Source organism: Exiguobacterium sp. s78 (assembly GCF_018618985.1).
Taxonomy (GTDB): Bacteria; Bacillota; Bacilli; order Exiguobacteriales; family Exiguobacteriaceae; genus Exiguobacterium_A; species Exiguobacterium_A abrahamii.
In genome coordinates this window covers 193913-214529 of record NZ_JACSNB010000004.1, presented here as the reverse complement: position 1 = coordinate 214529, position 20617 = coordinate 193913, and the positions used below count along the sequence as shown (strand labels likewise).

Below are 20617 nucleotides of genomic sequence, written 5' to 3'. Positions count from 1 at the left end.
TTTCAGTATAAACGAAAAGGAGGAGAAACTGGATGGATTAGCTTGATTTCAATTCAAGATTCCGTTTACTTTGTAACGCATACATTTTCGCATAAATACCGGATGCTGCGAGGAGCACATCATGGGATCCTCGCTCGACGATCCGACCATGATCGAGAACAAGAATCTCATCCGCATCCTTGATCGTCGACAAGCGGTGGGCGATGATGAACGTCGTCCGCCCTTTCGTCAACGTCAGCAAGGCATCCTGAATGACCGCTTCCGTTTCCGAGTCAACGCTCGCTGTCGCTTCGTCAAGAACTAGGATCGCAGGATCGAACGCTAACGCACGGGCAAAACTGATCAACTGTCGTTCACCCGCTGATAACGTGGCACCTTTTTCGATGACTGGTTCATCGAGTCCGTTCGGTAAACGATCAATGAAGCGATCCGCGCCGACGGCTTCGATCGCTTGGCGAACACGTGCCTCGGAAATGTCAGGATTGCCAAGTGTGATGTTCGAGCGAATCGTTCCTGTGAAGAGGAAAGGATCCTGTAGGACGATGCCCATATGCTCACGGACCGCTTGTTTCGGCAAACGCGTCACGTCCTGTCCGTCAATCAACAACTGTCCTTTTGACGGATCATAGAAACGCATCAGCAGGTTCATGATCGAACTTTTCCCACTACCCGTGTGTCCGACAAGAGCAATCGTCGCGCCAGGACGAGCATCGATTTGAATTTCACGTAATACGGGATTTCCCGCTTCATAACTAAATTCGACGTCCTTGAAGGACACCGCTCCTTTAAACCGAGCAACGCGACCTTGTTCGACCGGCTCTCCCTTTTCGTCGAGCAACTGGAACATCCGGTCCGCTGAAACGAGTGCTTGTTGTAGTGGTGACAGCTGATTCATGATTTGGGTGACGGGTTCGAATAAACGGGACACGTAATCGATATACGCATATAAGATCCCGAGCGATAAAAACGACCCATTCGTCAGACTTTTTCCGCCGACGACCCAAATCAACAAGGCGAGCGTCAAGTTTTTCAAAAAGTAGGATAAGTTATGGGACATCAGGGCATCGAGTCGTAACAACTTTGCCCGGGTCTGATAGTTCTCTTCGTTTTTTTGTTCGAATTCAGCAAGGACTTCCTTCTCGCGTGCATAAGCCTGAATGATCGGCATCGTCTGGATGTTCTCATTCAGTTGACCATTCATGTCGGCAACGAGGGAGCGGACCTTGAAGTTGTTCTTCGTCGCGAGTTTCTGGAACAGCTGAATCCAGAAATAGACGATCGGAATGATGATCAGCGAGACTAGTCCTAAGCGATAATCGAGGAAGAACATCGCGACCAGAATCCCCGCCATCGTGATGATCCCCGAGAAGACCCGGGCGAGCACACCGAGATATAGATCGCGAATCGTTTCCGTATCATTCGTGACGCGACTGACGATTTTCCCGATCGGTGTCTGGTCGAAATAACGAACCGGTAACCGTTGCAGATGCGTAAAGACATCAAGACGCATCCGTTTAATGATTTTATGAGCAGATCGCTGGAGCAAGATTTGCTGAATCCAGTTCAAACCAGCTGCTACCAGCAGCAAAAGGACGTAGATCAAGGACAACCAGCCGATTGCTTTTAAGTCTTTTGAATAAAAATCATAGACCTGTCCTTGTGTCAGTTTTTGAATATTATCATACGTGTAGACGTCGTCTCCACGCGTGACCGTCATCGTATTTCCACTGATTTTCCGCTCTCCTCCACTGACGACTTGTTTCGGTATGAAAAAGTAGCCGTTGGTCGTTTGGACGATCGAGACGGATTGAACGATCTGACTTTTAGAGACGTCTTGTGCTTTGGCGAACTGACGACCGTCATACGTGACCGCACCGTCCGATTTAACTTCGACCCAGTCCTTCTCAATTGCCACGATATGTTCATCAATGATGACTTTGGCGATATACGGACCTGTCAATTCCGCTCCGACTGCCAGTACGAGTAAAAATAATCCTAAAAAGATCGCTTGTTTCTCATGCATCGCATAGCGGATCAACGAACGGATCGTCGTCTTCCGACGTGCCGGATCGAGTTGGTATAATTCTAATTCATTCATGCAGAGGCACCTCCTTACATCTCTTCACTTTGTCGCTCGAATTGTTGAGCGTACCAGCCATTTTGTGCCATCAGGCTGTCATGTGTTCCTCGTTCAGAAATCATTCCATCTTGCAAGACGATGATTTCGTCCGCATGTGCCACTGCCGACAAACGATGGGCAACAATTAATGTCGTGGATTGGTGACGATTCGATCGAATCGAATCAATGATATGTGATTCCGTTTTCGCGTCTACCGCTGATAGTGAATCATCCAGCAACAGCAACTCTGGTTTTTTTAACATCGCCCGCGCGATCGAGAGACGTTGCTTTTGTCCTCCTGATAACGTGACGCCACGTTCACCGACCATCGTCTCAAGTCCTTGTTCCAGCGTTTCGATATCTTTTTCAAACGATGCGAGACGAATCGCTTCCTGCAATTCTTCTTCTGTCGCTTCACCTGCACCAAACAGAATGTTATCCCGAACAGATTTTGAGAATAGTAAATGTTCTTGTGACACATAACCCGTCCAACCGCGAACCGTCTCTAGCGCAATATCTTCATACGGTACGCCGTTGACCGTCAGCATATCCCGTCCGATTGGATACTCACGTAAGAATTGACGCAAGAACGTCGTTTTCCCGGATCCCGTTGGTCCGACGATACCGATCGTTGTTCCTTGTTCGATCGTAATATTCAAATCTCGCAAGACCGGATGGGCTGTCTCTGGATACGTGAACGTCAAATCGTTCATCTCGATCCGCTCGGGATGTTCGACGTGTTCCCGCGGTGTCGAAGCAATCAACGGTTTGACTCGCATCGTTGCTTCTAAGCGGTCAAGACTCGCTGTCCCACGCTGGATGACATTGATTAATTCACCAAAGGCATACATCGGCCAGATCAGCATCCCGAGATAGATGTTAAAGGCGACCAATTGTCCGAGCGTGATGTCGTTCGTAAAGACGAGATATGTCCCGAACGATAAGCCGATCAAGTAACTGAAACCGACGAGCAGCTTGATGATCGGTTCAAACAAGACATCGATTTTTGCGACGTGCATGTTTTTCTCAAAGACATCCGTCGTGACATCGTCGAAGCGTTTAACATCGACTGGTTCTTGTACGAACGAGCGGATGACACGCAGTCCAGAAATCGACTCGACGACCTGGTCATTCATCGTTCCGAATGAATCCTGGGCAGTGATGAAGCGTCCGTGAATTTGACTTCCGAGCTTATTCATCGCGTAGGCGAGAAGTGGCATCGGTAACAAGGCAGCGAGCGTCAGCTTCCAATCGATCGCCACCCCCATGACGACGAGGGTGATCGCTGTCATGTTCAACGAATCGACGAGCGTCAAGACACCAAATCCAGCTGTCCGCTCGACCGCCTTCAAGTCGTTCGTCGCGAGCGCCATCAAGTCTCCCGTCCGATTCTTTTGGTAGAACGTCGGCGTCAGTTTCAATAAGTGCGTAAAGAAGCGACTCCGAAGTGTCCGTTCTAATAAAAATGCCGTTCCGAATAATTTCGCTAACCACAGATACGTCAAGATGAAGGAAACGATGGAAATGACTGTTAATCCGATGACGTATTGCAAGAGCGTCGCCTGGTCCATCGATCCCGACCGCAATCCGTCGATGACCTTACCGATTAGCCATGGCGGCGTTAAATCGATGAAGCCGGTGATGATCAATAAGACGACTGCTACGAGATACGATGATTTGTGTTCTTTTAGAAACCAACTCAATTGCCGAAATAAACGCATGAGGGTCCCCCCTTTACTGTGAAATGAAGTACTTTTTCCGAGCACGCAAAAAGGCATACGGATTTCCGGATGCAGTCCGAGAATCAGTATGCCTTGAAATGGGCATGATGCATTCTTGTTCGTCTGCGCGCTCGGGAGACGAATCCCCTTGCTCGCACATGAAATGAATTACTTATACGTGCTCAAGAGTCTCCGTCGTATTCAGCTGTTGGATATGAGTGAAACCAATTGGCTTTTTCATAGGACGGTTCCTCCTTTTCTTAGTCTGTGCGTAGAATAGCACAATTGTCGGATAATTGTCAATTTTTCGTCTTGCTTTTATTACTCCGCCTCTTCTTCTTCTTTGACTTGTTCGAGGACTTGAGCGGCTAGACCGTATGGAAATCCTTTTCGGACGAGTGCTTGCTTGACTTTTTGTTCGCGTTCGAACGGTTCAAGTTGTCGGTATTTCGGATAATACTTGCGCGCTTGATAAAGGGCCGCTTGTTCTTCTTCGTCACCTTCTTCAGCTCGAAACACCTCTTCAATGCCCGCTTTAATCAAATCGGACGAAAACCCACGCTGCATGAGCGTTAACTGCAACTTTTGTGTCAGTTCCCGCACGGAACGCCGTTGCAGCTCTTTTTGCTTTTGCCGCAAAAACTTCAGGACTTTTTCGTATTCCTCTTCATCCGTAAACGTCACGATCGCTTCATCAATCGCTGTCTTCGGTATCTTCAATGCCTCAAGGTCGCGGCGAATCCGTCCCGGACCTTGAGGTGTCGTCGCTTTTTTCGTTGCCGTATAAGCAAGTGCGAACTGTTGATCATCCAAATAGCGTTGCTCCGTCAATCGATCGATTGCATGTTTGATCGCATGCTCCGGTGTCTCTTTCTCTGTTAGATAGGCGACGACTTCACTCGTCGCCCGCATGCGGTACGATAAATGATTCAATGAGAGACGATACGCTTTTTGCTGTTCTTCAGCCGTCAACACTTCCTTGACGAAGTCGTCATCGAGTTCCTTATCGCGTTGTAGATTGTATTTAATTAAGATATCGACGTCTACGGCAAAGGCATATTCCTCTTTGCCATCACGCTCGACATAGATATTGAATCGTTCACTGTTCTTTTTCTGCGTCGAGATCCGTTTGATCTTCATGTCGTTCCCTCCCCTAACCTGATTCGGTAGTTCTACGATATCATGAACAGGCAGGTCTATGTTTGAGTGAAACCATGGAACGGGAACAAATGGAAAGAAGCTACTTTTACTTATTTAGGGAGGATGGATTACATGAACATTGCGATTACCGGTGGAACCGGTATGATTGGTCAAGCCTTGACGAAACGTTTACTCGAGCAAGGACATCACATCTTCATATTGACGCGTCATCCGAAAGCGAATGATGCGCATGTCACATATATCAAGTGGATGACAGAAGACGCAAAACCGGAACAGCACTTAGAAGGCGTCGATGCCTTTATTCATCTGGCTGGTGCTTCGATCAACGACGGACGTTGGACGGATGAACGTAAACGCGTCATTCTCGACAGCCGCGTCAGTACGACGAAGGAGCTCGTGCGAATCGTTGAAGCACTCGATCAAAAACCAAATGTCGTTTTATCTGCTTCTGCAGTTGGCATTTACGGACAAGATCGGCATCAAACCTTCTCTGAAGATCAACCCCTTCCACCGACCGCTGACTTCTTAAGTCATGTCTGTGTCGCGTGGGAAGACCTTGCTCGTCCGATTGCCGACGCTGGCATTCGACTCGTCCATCCACGAATCGGTGTCGTCTTAACGAAAGCCGGTGGCGCTTATCCGTTAATGCGCCTGCCTTATGTCTTGTTTGGTGGTGGGACGATGGGCGACGGAAAACAGTGGGTCTCCTGGGTCCACATCGATGATTTAGTCGATTTATTCCTATTCGCACTTGAGACCCCGACAGTCGAAGGACCGCTGAACATCACTGCGCCTCACCCGGAGACGATGCGCCGTTTCGGACAGACGATCGGAAAAGTCTTACATCGCCCACACTGGCTCCCGGCGCCACGCTTCGCGTTAGAGCTCGCACTCGGTGAAAAGAGTACGATTGTACTAGAAGGAGCTCGTGTCATCCCGAAAAAAGCGCTCGAAAACGGATACAAGTTTCGGTATGCTGAACTAAAGGATGCATTGCGAGCAATCGAGCATTCAAACTAGTACAGGGGTGGACGATACTTGGATATCTTAATTCGAAACGCACATATCTATCCGATTACTTCGGACAGTTTTTACGGGGACATCCGTATTCGTGATGGAAAAATCATTGAAATCGGTGAATTACTGGATCATTTAGACAACGATCAAGTCATTGAAGCAGAAGGTCACTTTTTATTGCCCGGTTTCATCGATGCCCATACACATCTCGGATTATATGACGAAGGTACCGGAACCGTCGGAAATGATGCGAATGAGACGATTTTCGCGATGACTCCTCATCTGCGTGCCATTGATGGCGTCTATCCGCTGGATGAAGGCTTTAAGGAAGCCGTCGAACATGGGATCACGACCGTTCAAGTCATGCCTGGTAGCATGAACATCATCGGCGGCGTCACGAGTGTCATCAAGACGCACGGACGATTCATCGATGATATGATTCTTCGAAAGTATGCGGGTCTGAAGGTTGCGCTCGGTGAAAACCCAAAGCGTGTCCATAGTGCTGGTCGCGCCGGTGAACTGACACGGATGGGCATCATGGGGATGTTGCGCGAAGCCTTTCTTGAAGTTCGGACACAAAGAGTTTCCGAAACGTTCGCCCATCAGATGATCAAACGGGTCCTTGATCATAAAATGCCGCTTCGTGTACATGCGCACCGAGCAGATGATATCCTTTCCGCCATTCGTTTTGCGGAAGAGTTCGATCTCGATTTACGTATCGAACATTGTACGGAAGGTCATCTCGTCGCAAAAGAGATGGAACAATTACCGATCGAAAAAGTGACGGTCGGACCAACCTTCACGCGAAAGTCTAAAATCGAACTGAAGAATAAGACATGGGAAACGTATCGGATTCTTCATGAGCATGGTCTTGAAATCTCCATTACGACCGATCATCCGTACACCCCTGTCCAGTACTTGAATCTCTGTGCCGGTCTAGCTGCACGAGAAGGTCTACCGGTCGATGTCGCCTTGCGCGCGATCACGATTCATCCAGCCCGCTCGCTCGGTGTGGACGATCGCGTCGGATCGATCGAGGTCGGAAAAGACGCGGATCTCGTCCTATGGAGTCACTTCCCACTCGACTATTTAGCGAAGCCGCTCATGACGATGATTGACGGAAAAATCATTTTTGAACACGCTCAACTGAACTTGACTTAACCCCACCCCCGCCAGGTGTTTTTTGCACCTTTCGGGGGTTTTAGACGCTTACGGAAAACATCTTGTTTTTGTATCTTTTTTCACAAAAATTATTTTCTTGCAATTTTAAAAAAAGAAGGTAATATTATCTTATCCGACAACTGAAGAAGGCATACCATGCGCGGTTCAAACGAGTCAGACAGGTAGCTTTCGACAATCATTCTTGCGGTCCTAAAAGGAGGAATGGAAGTATGCTCAAGCAACGGGAGCTGAGCGACTGCGCTGATTTGTTCGAACTGATGCAGCATCAAGACGTATATCCGTACGTCCGCCAAAAAACACGGTACTTTGATGAATTTCTGTTTACTACAAAGCAGGCAATCGAAGAGGAAGAACGTGGTGAAATCGTATCACGTACCATCCTAGATGAATTCGATCAACCGATTGGTACGATTAGTTTACTCGATATCGAAGGACAATATGGGTTTCTCGGTACATGGTTAGGTAAACCGTATCATGGTAAAGGATACAATCATTTAGCGAAAGAAGCCTTCTTCTCTGAGCTGTTCTTCGAGCTTGGATATGAGAGTGTCTTCATGAAAATTCGCAAAAGCAATATTCGGTCACAAAAAGCAGCTGAAAAATTGCCATATGCGTTCTGTGCGGATGAGTTGCGCCCTGCGCTTCTTGAGCAATTGAATGCCGGTGAGACACAGTTCACGCTATATGAAGTCTCAAAATCTAGTTTCCACATGTACATTCATGGTCGGGAACTCGAAACACTATACGATCACCAACAACTCGAAGCATGAGAGCCTTGTCTCTCATGCTTTTTTGTGTCCACGCATGCGCTTCTAAAGTTTGAAATGGTATGATAAATAAGAAAACTCATCTTTATGGAAGAAACACTTTCTTCTACAGGAAATGGAGCGAAGACTAATGCCAGAATCGTTTAACATTCTCGTAGTAGATGATGAAGCACAAATGCGTGACCTTCTCGTCTCGAATCTTGAAAAAGAACACTACACGACGATGACAGCTTCTAACGGACAAGAAGCGATCCATCTCATTCAACAAAATACATTCCATCTCGTTCTACTCGATGTCATGATGCCGGAAATGGACGGCTTGACAGCATGTATGCGCATCCGTGAATTCTCAAACGTTCCGATCATCATGCTGACGGCACGTTCGGACGAGCTCGATCGTATTCACGGTCTGAAAATCGGAGCTGATGACTATATCACAAAACCATTCAGCCCTCGAGAATTGCTTGCTCGCATCGAAGCGACGCTTCGTCGTTCTCATCGCTTTACAGTTGATCAATCGGCTACCTTGACGCTCGGCATGCTTGAACTCGACACTGAAAGTCGGAGTGTCCACGTCAATGGCAAGCCGGTCAGTCTGACGCGTAAGGAATTTGATTTGTTGCACCTGTTCGCTCAAAACAATGATAAGGTCTTTTCTCGCGAACAGTTACTCGATCAAATCTGGGGTGCGGACTATATCGGGAACTTACGGACGGTCGATACACACATCAAAACACTTCGCTTAAAGCTCGGGGAAGCTGGTGGCTCGATTCAAACGGTCTGGGGCATCGGTTATAAATTCGAGGAAGTATGATTAAGCGCTATACGATCCGGCGCCGGATTTGGATCACGATTTGGTTCACAAGCGTTTTTTCCGCTATTTTATTCGTCCTGCTCACTTTCTATCTCTACGACCGGTTCTATCTTCAGACGCAGGAAGATATCTTATTGAACCGAGGCGAAAAGCTGATCAACATTTATGAATCTGAAGGATTATCTGGTGCTTTTTACGATGGAATGACTTATACGAATGAGTTGACGGAATCGAAAGTCTTCTTCATCGATTTCCTGAAGAAAAATCCAGCTGGACTGCGCTTTTTGACGAATGCGGATATCGAAGAACTTCGAAACGGTGAAACCGTCGTCTCCAGTCGGACCCATCCGATTGAAGGAACGGACATTTTGATGACCGGGTTTCCGATCATCGAAAACAATCGACTGGTCGGTACACTGATTTTATATCTGGAACTTGGCCAAATCAGTGAACCATTCCGCCCACTCCGTCTGATGATCTTCTTCATGATCGGACTGATCGTCTTGAATCTCGTCATCTTCGGACGACAAATCATCGATACGATCATCCGTCCGTTGATTGACATGAAGCGCGCCTCGACTGTTTATGCGCAAGGTGACTTTGATTACCGGATTCCGATTCAATCAGACGATGAGATCGGGGAGCTCGCAGAAACATTAAATAAGATGGCGGAATCGCTCGGAGAAGTCGACGAGCAGCGTAAAGAGTTCCTCGCGAACGTCAGCCACGAATTACGGACACCTCTCTCCTACATCCGTGGCTATACGGAGATGATGCAGGATGATTCGCTCGAGGAAGAAAAGCGTGCGCAGTATTACCAAATCATCGAGCGGGAAACGGAACGTCTGCAACGTCTCGTCAATGATCTGCTCGATCTCGCTCAACTTGAACGCGATTCCTATCCGATGTCGAAACAACCACTTGTCTTCAGTCAAGTACTTGAAGATGTCATTTACCGGATGGAACCAATCGCCCAGTCAAAAGGAGTCACGTTCGTCATGAATCTCGACCCGGATCAAATCGTCTTAGGCGATACGGACCGCCTCGAGCAAGTCTTCGGCAATTTACTCGATAACGCCTTACGGTACACACCGCCTGGAAAACAGATTTTCTTATCGACTGAAACGATCGGCGACCGGACGCATTGTCTTATCCGGGACGAAGGAGAAGGCATTCCGGAAGAGCATCTTGATCGACTGACAAAACGTTTTTACCGTGTCGATAAATCACGGACGCGTAAAGATGGCGGAACCGGTCTTGGTCTTGCCATCACGAAACACATCATCGATCGTCATGATGGGACAATCCGGTTCGACTCCGTTCTTGGAGAAGGAACGACTGTCCACATCGAGTTACCGCTTCTTCCGGATGAAGAGGATGGATTCGAATGATGGAACATCATGTCATCCAAACCTTTGAACTCTTCGGACCGTTCGCTCCGTTCGTTAGTATCTTAGTCGGCGTCGTCGTCAGTGTACTTGGTGTCCTACCGAGTACGTTCGTCACCGCTGCGAATCTCGTCTATTTCGGTCTATGGATGGGCACATTGCTCTCTTTCATCGGTGAAGTCCTAGGTGCGGTTTGTGCGTTTCTACTTTACCGAAAAGGACTGCGGTATGCCCTTCGTCGCCCACTTCCGGATCGATTCGCTCGTTTGCAACAAAAACTACAAGCACAACAAGGACGCGAAGCTTTTTTGACGATCATCTTGCTGCGGCTGTTACCGTTCGTCCCGTCTGGCATCGTCAACATCGTCAGTGCTGCTAGTGGTATTTCCATCCTACTTTTCCTGACTGCGAGTACGATCGGAAAAATTCCAGCCATGTTAATCGAAGTGTTCGCCGTCCATCAGTTCATGCAATCCTCATCCATCATCCAATGGTCGATTGCAGGCGTGGCACTCGTTGGTTATCTGGCCTATCGTATTCAACAAAAACGAGCATCATCGATATAAAACTACAGGTTTTCTGAAAGGAAGTATCGTTCATGGAGTTAAGACGTTTTGGAACATCCGACCTACTCGTATCCCCGCTTGGGTTCGGAGCTGGTCACATCGGCGCAGAACAGATGACGGATCGCGAAGCAGTTTATTTACTCGAACAAGCACGTGATCTCGGCATCAATCTGATCGATACAGCACGCGGCTATGGCTTATCGGAGCAACGCGTCGGACAATTTCTAAAGAATCGTCGCAACGACGTCATTCTGTCGACGAAAGTCGGCTACGATGTTCCCGGTACGCAGGACTGGACCTTTGAAGCGGTTCATGGTGGCATCGATCAAGCCTTACAGACGATGCAAACGGATCATCTCGACATCGTACACCTCCATTCTTGTAGTCGAGAAATTCTCGCCCAGGGAGATGTCATCGAAGCGCTTGAACAAGCAAAACAAGCTGGAAAAGTCCGCGTCATCGCTTATTCCGGTGATCGGGAAGACTTAACATATGCTATCGAAACGAATCGCTTCGACAGTTTCCAAACGTCATTCAATCTATTTGATCAACGTGTCGATGAAGTCCTGCCCACCCTTCTAGATCACGGTGTCATCGCCAAGCGTCCAATCGGTAACGCCCCGTGGCGATTCGCAGAGCGTCCGGTCGGACAGTACGTCGAACCCTACTGGGAACGTGCGCAACAACTCGCTTATCCACTCGAGGAATCCAGTTGGCTTGAAACTGCCCTTCGTTTCACGGTCTTTGAGCCAGGGATCACGACAGCCATCATCGGTACGTCTCGACCAGAACACCTCGCGTTGAATCAGCAACTGATCGAGCGCGGTCCACTTCCTGTTGATCGTGTTGCTCGGTTGAAGGAACGCTTCGCTGAGTGTGACGCGACGTTCGGTTATCTTTCGCAAACATGATAAAAAGCCCGTATGTCCACTCGTTCAAAGAGTGCATACGGGCTTGTTACTTAGAACTTTTTCTTTTTCTTTTTTTCGAGCACGACGATTGCTTCGACGTGCGCTGTTTGTGGGAACATATCGTACGGCTGAATGTACGATACCTTGTATCCCGCTTTCATCAAGTGATCGCAATCGCGCGCAAGCGTCTGCGGGTTACACGAGACATAGATGATTTTTTTCGCTTTAGACGAGATCATCGCGTTCAACAATTGTGTATCGCAACCTGAGCGTGGTGGGTCGACGATGAAGACATCTGGAATCCAGCCTTCCTTGACCCAACGCGGAATCCAGGCTTCTGCCTTACCGACGACGTAGTGGGCATGGTCGAATCCGTATTGCTTCATGTGCGCATTGGCATCTTCGACAGCTTCTTCAATGATTTCCATGCCGCGGACTTCTTTTGCTCCTTTAGCGATCCAAAGTCCGATTGAACCAACACCTGCGTATGCATCAACGACACGTTCTTCGCCTGTCAAAGCAGCAGCACGCGCAATTTCTTCATACATCCGCTCTGCTTGTTCCGGATTCAATTGGAAGAAGGCACGCGGAGACAATTGATACGTGAATTCCCCCATCTCTTCCTCGATCCGTTCAACGCCACGCAAGACTTCCGTCTCTTCTCCGAAGACACGTGATGTCAACTTATCATTGATGTTCAGTGCAACCGAGACGACACCTGGAATGTCCATGATATCGCGCGATAAGCCCTCTAGATCACGGAAGCCGTCTTTAAAGGCAACGAGCACGACTTGAATTTCGCCCGTTTTGATTCCTGTCCGGACGACGATATGGCGCATGACACCATCTTGTTTTGATGCATGGTAAACGGGTACTTTATAGTCATTGAGTAATTTCGTGACAGCTTGGTTGACGCGAAGCGTATCCTTATTTTGGACGACACAATCATCAATCGCGACCAAACGATTCGAATTCGCAGAATAGAGACCGCTAACGATTTCATTGCCTTGTTTCCCGACGACGAATTGCGACTTGTTGCGGTATCCCCACTCCCTCGAACCGATCGTCGGGCGGATATCGGCTTTTTCGACATTCAACTTCGTTGATTTCAAGAAAGCGTTGCGAAGCATTTCTTCCTTATAACGCAATTGTCCATCGTAACTCATGTGTTGTAATTGACAGCCGCCACAGACACTATAGACCGGGCAAAGTGGAGTAACACGGTCTGGTGAACGATCGTCACGCTTTAAGATTTTTGCATTCGCATAGTTCGCATGAATTTCCGTGATCTCGATCTGTGCTGTCTCACCGACGAGTAGACCTGGGATGAAGACGATTTGTCGTTCAAGTGTTGCGATCCCTTCACCGTTGATTCCCATTCGTAGACAAGTGACCGAACGGACCTCACCCGTCTGTAATTTGATTTTTGTTGCCATTGATTTCATCCTTTCCGTTTGTGCAAATGAAAAAGCGGTCTCAATCTACCGCTTTTTTCGTTTCTTCTTGTTCTTTCATATCCTTTGCATATCGAACGACCTTCGCCTTGAGTTGATCTAGTGATACGATCAGTCGTTCCAAATCTTCGATATCTGATGATTCATCGAGTGAATCGATTGTATGACAGAGAAGCTGCATTCTTGATTTTAGCACATTCATTTGACCAAGTTTATCAGTTCTTGCTTTTCCCATTATTCAGACTTCCTTTCTTCCGCTGGATTCCGACGTTATTTTAGCATACGATACGAAGTGGAGCACTAAAAAGGAGGAGTATCTATGTCACATTCATCACCCATCACGATTGCGAACGATCCGTGGGAAGCTTATCGCGACATTGAACAATACGGCACGGTCCGTTTGACGAACATTGAAGTCACGACAACAAAACTGTGTAACATGCGCTGCGAACATTGCGCCGTCGGTTACATGTTATCCAGTAGCGAGTCACCCGAGATTCCAGTCGAGCTACTTATTCAACGTCTGGATGAAATCGAACATCTGCGTGCCTTCTCAATCACCGGCGGCGAACCGATGCTTTCAATGAAGTCCATCAAGGAGTACGTTGTCCCTTTACTTAAGTATGCCCACGAACGTGGTGCTAAAACCCAAATCAACTCAAATTTAACACTTCCGTTATCTCGCTACGAATTAATCATTCCTTATTTAGATGTCTTGCACATCTCACATAACTGGGGAACAGCTGATGATTTCATCGATGGTGGCTTTGCGATGATGGAACGAAAACCGTCACGTGAAGCACGGACGAAGCTTTTCGAGACGATGAAAGAGAATGCCCGTGTTCTAAATGCACGTGGTGTCATCGTGTCTGCAGAGACGATGATCAATAAACGGACATTACCACACCTTGAAGCGATTCATAAGGAAATCGTCGACATGGGCTGTGTCCGCCACGAGGTGCATCCGATGTACCCCGCTGACTTCGCGTCAATGATTGAAGCAGCTAGCTTGCCCGAAATTCGCGACGGGATCCATCGTTTGCTTGACGTCCGGGATCCGAACGTCTGGATGTTATTCGGAACACTCCCCTTCTATGCTTGTTCGATGGAAGAGGCGGATTTAGAACTTCATCGTCGATTGCGTCAAGAGAAAAACGTCTCTGTTCGCAATGACCCTGATGGACGTTCCCGTCTCAACGTCAACATCTTTGATGGCGAGATCATCGTAACGGATTTCGGTGACGAACTTGCTTCGCTAGGTACGATTCATGAGACATCCTTCAATGATGCTTATGCCGAGTGGCAAGAGACAGAACTGAATAAAAGCTTGTCATGTCACTGCCCTGCGGTGCAATGCCTTGGACCGAACGCGCTTGTGAAAAACGCATATTACCCTGAGATTGATTTCACAAAACAGTCCAGCCGGCTTTAAAACTAAAAAAAGGTTTTGAACGATGGCATCCCGGGAAAAATGTCACAAAGTAGACACATTCTGTTTTTCTAAAAGGGGTGACCGGGATGGAATGGCTCGTAGGTATTGTCGCAATCATCGGTACGTTCAGTATGGTCTTGTTCGTCATGATGGTTGGTATTCGCGCTTCACACAGCATCGAACATGATGAAGTATTCGACCAGACAGACTGGGACGAACATCTTCTGCATATGCCGCGTCCGACACGTTTTGAACAAGAAAATAAATGAAGCACGCCCCGGTCTCCCGTTTCAGAGACCGGGGCGTGTTATGCTAAAAGAAAAAAGAAAGGTCGTCGTTACTTGTGTCACGTCGTTTTGCTCTTATCTTATCGATCGTCTTCATTTCCGGATTCACGCAAGGTCTGCTGATTCCACTGTTATCTATTTTACTTGAACGCCAAGGAACCCCCGCTTTCATCAACGGTCTCAGCGCTGCCGTTCTCTATATCGGTGTCATCGTCGCCGCCCCTCTCATGGAAGGTCCACTACGACGACGTGGTTATATTCCGGTCATCTCGTTTGGACTCGCTCTTGTTGCAGTGGCGGTTTTCTTATTTCCACTCCTTCCAAGCGTCATTGCTTGGATGATTTTACGGTTCCTCGTCGGATTTGGTGATCAGACGTTACACTATGGATCACAGGTTTGGGTGACGTCCATTACCCCAAATGAACGGTTAGGACGAACGATGTCACTATACGGGATGGCATTCGGTCTCGGTTTTGCTCTCGGTCCTCTTGCGGCACCTCTCGTCGATGTCATCAACTGGCTACCATTCGTGTTGACTGGTACATTGACTGTCATCGTCCTGATCTTGTTATCGCGTATGCCGAACGAAAAACCGTCATCCGTCATGCCGGAGGAGCTGCAAAGCGCCGCCTCACGGTATAAACTTGTCCTATCAACTGCTTGGTTCACGTTACTTCCTGGCTTTACATATGGTTTTCTCGAAGCCACACTGAATGCCAGTTTTCCCGTTTTTGCGACGCGTAACGGGTACGGTCTATCTGAGACGAGTACCTTGATCACGACATTCGTCGTCAGCTCGTTGATCATGCAACTTCCACTTGGACGACTTGCTGATCACTTCGGAAAACGTCGGACGTTAGTAACCGTTCTTTCGATTGGCTCCGTTGCTTTCCTTATCGCTTGCTTCGTCTTCGAACGATACGGTTGGTTATTAGCGATTTTTGCTATTAGCGGGATGGCACTTGGCTCGACGTACTCGCTCGGTGTCGCCTATATGACGGAACAGTTACCGCGACACCTTCTTCCGACGGGCAACTTGCTTGCAGGGATTGCCTTTAGTCTTGGTTCGATCCTTGGACCGATTGCTGGCAGCTTGTTCGTTCTGCTTCCAGCTATGCTTTATTTCAGTCTATTCGTTCTGGTTCTAGCGACACTTGCGTTTCTCTTACGATACGCGAAACGTCACGAATCATCCCGGATCTAAAACAAAGGATCTTGCGCTAATGATGCGCAAGATCCTTTGTTTTATTTCACGATTCCTTCTTGCCGAAAACTCCGCCAGAGCTTATCGTCGATCGCATACGGCTGTTCTTTTGCACGCTTCAGCTCTTCTGTCTCGAGCAGCACGACGACCTCTCGACCGTTGATTGACCACACTGAATCGTAACCTCTCTCCGCCTCGATGATTTCCACATCCACATCTCCATGGGTTTCCTTCAACTGCTGACTGACGCACGTTACGACGAACCGGGCAAACTCATCACGTGGACGACGAGTGGCAATGATCTTTCGAACGATCTCATTCCGTTCCATTCGTTTTCATCTCCTTCCGTTTTATAGTCGCACTAGCCTTTCAGACAAGGCCGAATCGGTCTTCACTTGACCGTACAGAAAAAAGCCGAACGGGTCGGCTTGAGCAACGAACGATTGGGAGTTACTTTGATTGAAACTATTTTTGCACGATTCTGAATCTTCGTCAACCTCGCTTTTGAAACCATACAGGAAGGTACGTCGAGACTAAGATACCACTGACGACGAAGAGTAACCCAAGCAACGCTTGCGGTGGAATCGTCTCGCCGAGAATCAAGGCCGATAAACTGACACCATAGATCGGTACGAAGAACATGAACAACGACACTTTACTGACTGGATTATATTTCATTAGTAAGTTCCAAAGCGTAAATCCAGTCGCTGATAAGAAGGCAAGATACACGAGCATCCAAGCACTTGTCGTTGAAAAGGTAAACGGTGCGACATGACCATCGAGAATGACTCCTGCGATAAAGAGACCGATTGATCCAATGACCATCGCCCATCCTGTCATCGGCGCCACCGGATAACGTGCTGAGTATTCTTTCGCGATCAAGTTACCGAACGCCCCGGAAACCATTGCCGCAATCAACAGCCCTTCCCCTATACCGAACGAGACACCTTGTCCACCTTGCGGCCAGTTGGCCAAGATGACACCTGTGAATCCAAGGAATAAGGCGAGTCCTTTAAATCGATTCAGTCGATCGTCTTCGTATCGAAAATGAGCAAGTAACATCTGGAAGAATGAGGTCGATCCAGCGATGATTGATCCTTGCACTCCCGTCGATAAAGAGAGACCAATATAGAAGAAGACATACTGCAAGAACGTCAAAAAGAAGCCGAGACGACTATAGGCGTAGGTCCGCTCCTTCAGTGTAATCGTCTGTTTGAAGACGAAGACACTGACGACAAGTAATAACACACCTGCTAAAAAGAAACGATAGCTTGCAAATAGCAATTGCTCTCCGTATTCCGAAGATGTGATCTGTAATAAGTCATAACTTTTTTTAATGAAGGGAAATGCACTGCCCCACAAAAAAGTCGTCAGTAACGCAAAGACGACGAGTCCAATCCGATGGGTTAAAATTTTTTGCATCTTTCTAGTTCCTTTCCTGTTCCTTTTCACTGAAGCATGGTATAGTAATTCTACAGATAATAATAATTATAATCTAGAGACAATGAAACTCATTATCAATCAGTTAAACTCATTGATATATCACATTCTCATTCTCTTTCTATAATGATTTCATTTCTCATTTACATTTTGAAAGGAGTTTTAATATGACGACTTCCACTACTACCGATGTTCAACAGCGTTCCGTATTCCGTCATGCTTGGGATGAGCATCACGAATTGATTCTAGCATTGTTTAGCGGAATATTGATTTTAGTTGCTTACGGACTTGAAAAATTCAGTGCGGCATCTGCCGTATATGTCACATTGTACTTATCGGCTTATGTAATCGGAGGATATGCGAAAGCGAAGGAAGGATTGACGGAGACGTATCAAGAAAAAACGTTGAACGTTGAATTATTGATGATTTTAGCAGCTATCGGTGCTGCTGCTATCGGATACTGGATGGAAGGTGCGATCCTTATCTTCATCTTCGCGTTATCCGGTGCTCTTGAGACGTATACGATGAATAAAAACGAACGCGCCCTACAAAGTTTGATGTCTTTACAGCCAGAGGAAGCGACACGCCTAAACGCAAACGGACAACTTGAAGTTGTCGGAATCGAGCAATTATCGATTGGTAACCTCGTCTATGTCCGTCCTGGGGAACGGATTCCGGTTGATGGTGTCATCATTCGTGGTCAAGCGGCGATTGAAGAAGCATCGATTACTGGTGAATCAATCCCAGTTGAAAAACAGACTGGTGATACTGTCTATAATTCGACGGTCAACATGAACGGTGTCTTGACGATTGAGATGACGAAAGCTGCTGACGAGTCGTTGTTTCAAAAGATCATTCATATGGTCCAAAACGCGCAAAGCGAACAGTCTCCATCTGCTCAGTTCATCGAACGTTTCGAAAGCCGTTATGTCAAAATCGTATTGCTTGTCGTTGCACTGATGATGGTCCTCCCTCATTACGTCGTTGGCTGGACATTTGAGACAAGTATTTATCGCGCGATGATTCTTCTCGTCGTCGCCTCACCTTGTGCCCTTGTTGCGTCGATTACACCTGCTGCTTTGTCTGCAATTGCCGCATCTGCGAAAAATGGGGTTCTCTTTAAAGGAGGCGCCCACATCGAAACGCTCGGACAAGTCGACACGATTGTCTTTGATAAAACGGGAACACTGACAACTGGTAAACCTGTCGTCACCGAAAGTCGTTATGCGGAAGACATGGACGTCCGAATAGTCCAACAAGCGGTTGCTTCCATCGAAGCTCAGTCGAACCATCCGCTCGCACAAGCGATCGTCGATCACTTAAAAACCGATGTCCTCGAACCTTCAACGTTTAAGGATGTGACAGGATACGGAATTGAAGCGACCGTCGATGGTGTCACGTATCGTATCGGTAAACGAGCGTTCCACGATGGTTTAGAAGATCCATTCGTTGCGATGGAACAATCACTTAAAGAACAGGGACATACAATCGTTTATGTCAGTAACGGATCGCAAATCGTAGCACTTTATGCGCTACGTGACACGATTCGTCCGGAAGCCAAAACAGCGATTGCTGCTTTAAATGATCTCGGAATCGCAACGATCATGTTGACAGGTGATAATCCGGTCACGGCAGCTGCTATTTCGCGTGAAGCAGGATTAACGGATTTCGTCGCTGAATGTCTACCGGAAGATAAAGTACGCTACATCAAGCAATACCAAACAGAAGGTCGGACCGTCGCGATGGTCGGTGACGGCATTAACGATGCCCCAGCGCTTGCACTGGCACACGTCGGAATCGCGATGGGTGAAGGAACAGATGCAGCGCTTGAGACCGCTGACGTCGTCTTGATGAAAAATGATTTAGGTCGCCTTGCCTATGCCGTGCATAAAGCCCGGAAGATGAACCGGATCGTCAAACAAAACATCACGCTAGCGATCGGTGTCATTCTCTTATTGATCGTATCGAACTTGTCACAATTCTTGATCATGCCGTTCGCTGTCGTTGGACACGAAGGATCGACGATTCTCGTCATCTTGAATGGTTTACGCCTCCTCCAACAGGATGCGTTACCAAGTCTCCCACAGCGTATGTCCGAGAAACGATTAGCTGCTTAATCATCAAAAAAGCCTGACCGCCACATGGCAGTCAGGCTTTTTTGTACCTTCATCCGAACGTATTCGTCGGAATGGCATCAAGTTCGGCTTGTTCCTTCAAGCGCTTTTCTTCCATTTTCTTCGGATCCGCTTTTTTCATGAACCGTTCCCATGATGCGTTCAATTCAGAACCGAGTAAGATGATCAGCCCTGTGAAGTAGAGCCATAGTAACAAGATGACGACACTACCGAGCGAACCGTACGTTTGATTGTAATTCGAGAAGTTCGAGACGTAAAATCCGAATCCAACCGATAATAATTGCCAGACGATGACACCAAAAACGGCTCCTGGAATTGCTTCTTTGAATGTAATCGGACGCTTTGGTGCGACGCGGTAAAAGATCGACAGGATACCGATCAATAGAATCGTCGACACGACATACCGTAAGACCGTCAGTAAGACTTTTTGCCCCATATCGATCGGAAGCACGAAATTCGCAAGATACGTGATGATCGGACCACCGAGAACATTCAAGACGATCAGCAACAACATCCCGATTCCAAGCACGATTGTGAGCAACAAGGCAATCCCACGTGCTGCGACGAAACCACGGGGAGAGAAGTCACCATAGGCATGGTTCGCCGTCGTGATCAAACGATCGACTCCTTTTGAGGCGGACCAGACGGCAAGAATCGCACCGATCGATAACAATCCACCTTGTGGTTCCTTGATGGCTTGGAAAATCGTATCGGTGAATGTGTTGACGGCTCCACCTGGCGCTAAGTCGCGAATTTGTGATTCGAGCGTCTGACGATCGATGTCAAAGAAAGATAAGACGGAAATGACGAAAATGATACCTGGGAAAATGGATAAAAACCAGTAATAAGCGAGTGTCCCTGCATAATCTGTGATGTTATGATCGGACATTCGTTGCTTTAAGTTCAGGGCAAGCCCTTTTGGATCGCGTGAATGCGCCATCGTCATCTCTCCTTCATGAAAAAGAGGCAGTCAACGACCACCTCATTGTTTTAATATACTTTTCCCATTTTATTTCAA

Annotated in this window: 18 protein-coding genes and 1 pseudogene; 11 read left to right on the top strand and 8 right to left on the bottom strand. The window is 47.5% G+C overall.

The window, feature by feature from the left end:
* Positions 1–37: 37 nt before the first annotated feature.
* The 3 genes from KNQ18_RS15495 to KNQ18_RS15485 form a co-directional block, all read right to left on the bottom strand.
* Positions 38–2098 (bottom strand): ABC transporter ATP-binding protein, encoded by a 2061-nt coding sequence (locus KNQ18_RS15495; RefSeq protein WP_215085357.1) that lies wholly within the window; start codon positions 2096–2098, stop codon positions 38–40.
* 14 nt (positions 2099–2112) lie between these two features.
* The gene (locus KNQ18_RS15490; RefSeq protein WP_050677384.1) at positions 2113–3840 is read right to left on the bottom strand and encodes an ABC transporter ATP-binding protein; all 1728 of its coding nucleotides are present in this window, start codon (positions 3838–3840) and stop codon (positions 2113–2115) included.
* Positions 3841–4161: 321 nt separating this feature from the next.
* Positions 4162–4980 carry a RecX family transcriptional regulator gene (locus tag KNQ18_RS15485; protein WP_149426886.1) on the bottom strand — a complete coding sequence of 273 codons (819 nt, stop codon included), beginning with the start codon at positions 4978–4980 and terminating at the stop codon, positions 4162–4164.
* A gap of 132 nt (positions 4981–5112) precedes the next feature.
* On the opposite strand from KNQ18_RS15485, the gene KNQ18_RS15480 reads away from it, so the two are divergent.
* The 7 genes from KNQ18_RS15480 to KNQ18_RS15450 all read left to right on the top strand — a co-directional run bounded on the left by KNQ18_RS15480 (position 5113) and on the right by KNQ18_RS15450 (position 11646).
* Complete coding sequence (locus tag KNQ18_RS15480; protein WP_050677386.1) at positions 5113–6021, top strand: TIGR01777 family oxidoreductase; 909 nt, start codon at positions 5113–5115, stop codon at positions 6019–6021.
* A gap of 18 nt (positions 6022–6039) precedes the next feature.
* Entirely contained in the window at positions 6040–7179 is a 1140-nt protein-coding gene (locus tag KNQ18_RS15475; RefSeq protein WP_055966708.1) for an amidohydrolase, read from the top strand.
* 230 nt (positions 7180–7409) lie between these two features.
* Positions 7410–7970, top strand: a complete 561-nt coding sequence (locus KNQ18_RS15470; RefSeq protein ID WP_023467300.1) for a GNAT family N-acetyltransferase — start codon at positions 7410–7412, stop codon at positions 7968–7970.
* A gap of 127 nt (positions 7971–8097) precedes the next feature.
* The gene (locus KNQ18_RS15465) at positions 8098–8781 is read left to right on the top strand and encodes a response regulator transcription factor (protein ID WP_023467299.1); all 684 of its coding nucleotides are present in this window, start codon (positions 8098–8100) and stop codon (positions 8779–8781) included.
* Positions 8778–10172: a sensor histidine kinase gene (locus KNQ18_RS15460; protein WP_023467298.1), complete on the top strand. Its 1395-nt coding sequence runs from the start codon at positions 8778–8780 to the stop codon at positions 10170–10172. Before KNQ18_RS15465 ends, KNQ18_RS15460 begins: the two co-directional genes overlap by 4 nt.
* Positions 10169–10735: a TVP38/TMEM64 family protein gene (locus tag KNQ18_RS15455; protein ID WP_133208558.1), complete on the top strand. Its 567-nt coding sequence runs from the start codon at positions 10169–10171 to the stop codon at positions 10733–10735. Before KNQ18_RS15460 ends, KNQ18_RS15455 begins: the two co-directional genes overlap by 4 nt.
* A 32-nt stretch (positions 10736–10767) precedes the next feature.
* Positions 10768–11646 (top strand): aldo/keto reductase, encoded by an 879-nt coding sequence (locus KNQ18_RS15450; RefSeq protein WP_215085356.1) that lies wholly within the window; start codon positions 10768–10770, stop codon positions 11644–11646.
* 50 nt (positions 11647–11696) lie between these two features.
* On the opposite strand, the gene rlmD is transcribed toward KNQ18_RS15450, so the two are convergent.
* Together rlmD and KNQ18_RS15440 are read right to left on the bottom strand one after the other, a co-directional pair.
* Positions 11697–13082 carry a 23S rRNA (uracil(1939)-C(5))-methyltransferase RlmD gene (gene rlmD, locus KNQ18_RS15445; RefSeq protein ID WP_023467295.1) on the bottom strand — a complete coding sequence of 462 codons (1386 nt, stop codon included), beginning with the start codon at positions 13080–13082 and terminating at the stop codon, positions 11697–11699.
* Between the two features lie 40 nt (positions 13083–13122).
* Positions 13123–13335: an SE1561 family protein gene (locus tag KNQ18_RS15440; RefSeq protein ID WP_023467294.1), complete on the bottom strand. Its 213-nt coding sequence runs from the start codon at positions 13333–13335 to the stop codon at positions 13123–13125.
* A gap of 84 nt (positions 13336–13419) precedes the next feature.
* On the opposite strand from KNQ18_RS15440, the gene yfkAB reads away from it, so the two are divergent.
* From yfkAB to KNQ18_RS15425, 3 genes and pseudogenes are all read left to right on the top strand, one after another.
* Positions 13420–14532: a radical SAM/CxCxxxxC motif protein YfkAB gene (gene yfkAB, locus KNQ18_RS15435; protein ID WP_023467293.1), complete on the top strand. Its 1113-nt coding sequence runs from the start codon at positions 13420–13422 to the stop codon at positions 14530–14532.
* Positions 14533–14618: 86 nt separating this feature from the next.
* Positions 14619–14801, top strand: coding sequence for a hypothetical protein (locus tag KNQ18_RS15430; RefSeq protein ID WP_023467292.1), 183 nt, complete (start codon positions 14619–14621; stop codon positions 14799–14801).
* A gap of 68 nt (positions 14802–14869) precedes the next feature.
* Positions 14870–16024: pseudogene (locus KNQ18_RS15425) on the top strand (MFS transporter); the annotation flags it as partial.
* A 41-nt stretch (positions 16025–16065) separates the two neighbouring features.
* Here KNQ18_RS15425 and KNQ18_RS15420 read toward each other — a convergent pair.
* Positions 16066–16353, bottom strand: a complete 288-nt coding sequence (locus tag KNQ18_RS15420) for a hypothetical protein (RefSeq protein ID WP_023467290.1) — start codon at positions 16351–16353, stop codon at positions 16066–16068.
* Between the two features lie 163 nt (positions 16354–16516).
* Entirely contained in the window at positions 16517–17446 is a 930-nt protein-coding gene (locus KNQ18_RS15415; RefSeq protein WP_050677392.1) for a DMT family transporter, read from the bottom strand.
* A gap of 185 nt (positions 17447–17631) precedes the next feature.
* Between KNQ18_RS15415 and KNQ18_RS15410 the strand changes: the two genes are divergently transcribed.
* Positions 17632–19581 carry a heavy metal translocating P-type ATPase gene (locus tag KNQ18_RS15410; RefSeq protein ID WP_215085352.1) on the top strand — a complete coding sequence of 650 codons (1950 nt, stop codon included), beginning with the start codon at positions 17632–17634 and terminating at the stop codon, positions 19579–19581.
* Positions 19582–19630: 49 nt separating this feature from the next.
* Here KNQ18_RS15410 and KNQ18_RS15405 read toward each other — a convergent pair whose 3' ends face one another.
* On the bottom strand, positions 19631–20539 hold the full coding sequence (locus tag KNQ18_RS15405) for a YihY/virulence factor BrkB family protein (RefSeq protein WP_050677394.1): 909 nt from the start codon (positions 20537–20539) through the stop codon (positions 19631–19633).
* Between the last annotated feature and the right edge of the window lie 78 nt (positions 20540–20617).

What these genes read in the sequence shown, in the direction of transcription:
- KNQ18_RS15495 (WP_215085357.1), bottom strand. Translation starts at nt 2,098, where the DNA reads ATGAATGAATTAGAATTATACCAACTCGATCCGGCACGTCGGAAGACG.
- KNQ18_RS15490 (WP_050677384.1), bottom strand. Translation starts at nt 3,840, where the DNA reads ATGCGTTTATTTCGGCAATTGAGTTGGTTTCTAAAAGAACACAAATCA.
- KNQ18_RS15485 (WP_149426886.1), bottom strand. Translation starts at nt 4,980, where the DNA reads ATGAAGATCAAACGGATCTCGACGCAGAAAAAGAACAGTGAACGATTC.
- KNQ18_RS15480 (WP_050677386.1), top strand. Translation starts at nt 5,113, where the DNA reads ATGAACATTGCGATTACCGGTGGAACCGGTATGATTGGTCAAGCCTTG.
- KNQ18_RS15470 (WP_023467300.1), top strand. Translation starts at nt 7,410, where the DNA reads ATGCTCAAGCAACGGGAGCTGAGCGACTGCGCTGATTTGTTCGAACTG.
- KNQ18_RS15465 (WP_023467299.1), top strand. Translation starts at nt 8,098, where the DNA reads ATGCCAGAATCGTTTAACATTCTCGTAGTAGATGATGAAGCACAAATG.
- KNQ18_RS15460 (WP_023467298.1), top strand. Translation starts at nt 8,778, where the DNA reads ATGATTAAGCGCTATACGATCCGGCGCCGGATTTGGATCACGATTTGG.
- KNQ18_RS15455 (WP_133208558.1), top strand. Translation starts at nt 10,169, where the DNA reads ATGATGGAACATCATGTCATCCAAACCTTTGAACTCTTCGGACCGTTC.
- KNQ18_RS15450 (WP_215085356.1), top strand. Translation starts at nt 10,768, where the DNA reads ATGGAGTTAAGACGTTTTGGAACATCCGACCTACTCGTATCCCCGCTT.
- rlmD (WP_023467295.1), bottom strand. Translation starts at nt 13,082, where the DNA reads ATGGCAACAAAAATCAAATTACAGACGGGTGAGGTCCGTTCGGTCACT.
- KNQ18_RS15440 (WP_023467294.1), bottom strand. Translation starts at nt 13,335, where the DNA reads ATGGGAAAAGCAAGAACTGATAAACTTGGTCAAATGAATGTGCTAAAA.
- yfkAB (WP_023467293.1), top strand. Translation starts at nt 13,420, where the DNA reads ATGTCACATTCATCACCCATCACGATTGCGAACGATCCGTGGGAAGCT.
- KNQ18_RS15430 (WP_023467292.1), top strand. Translation starts at nt 14,619, where the DNA reads ATGGAATGGCTCGTAGGTATTGTCGCAATCATCGGTACGTTCAGTATG.
- KNQ18_RS15420 (WP_023467290.1), bottom strand. Translation starts at nt 16,353, where the DNA reads ATGGAACGGAATGAGATCGTTCGAAAGATCATTGCCACTCGTCGTCCA.
- KNQ18_RS15415 (WP_050677392.1), bottom strand. Translation starts at nt 17,446, where the DNA reads ATGCAAAAAATTTTAACCCATCGGATTGGACTCGTCGTCTTTGCGTTA.
- KNQ18_RS15410 (WP_215085352.1), top strand. Translation starts at nt 17,632, where the DNA reads ATGACGACTTCCACTACTACCGATGTTCAACAGCGTTCCGTATTCCGT.
- KNQ18_RS15405 (WP_050677394.1), bottom strand. Translation starts at nt 20,539, where the DNA reads ATGGCGCATTCACGCGATCCAAAAGGGCTTGCCCTGAACTTAAAGCAA.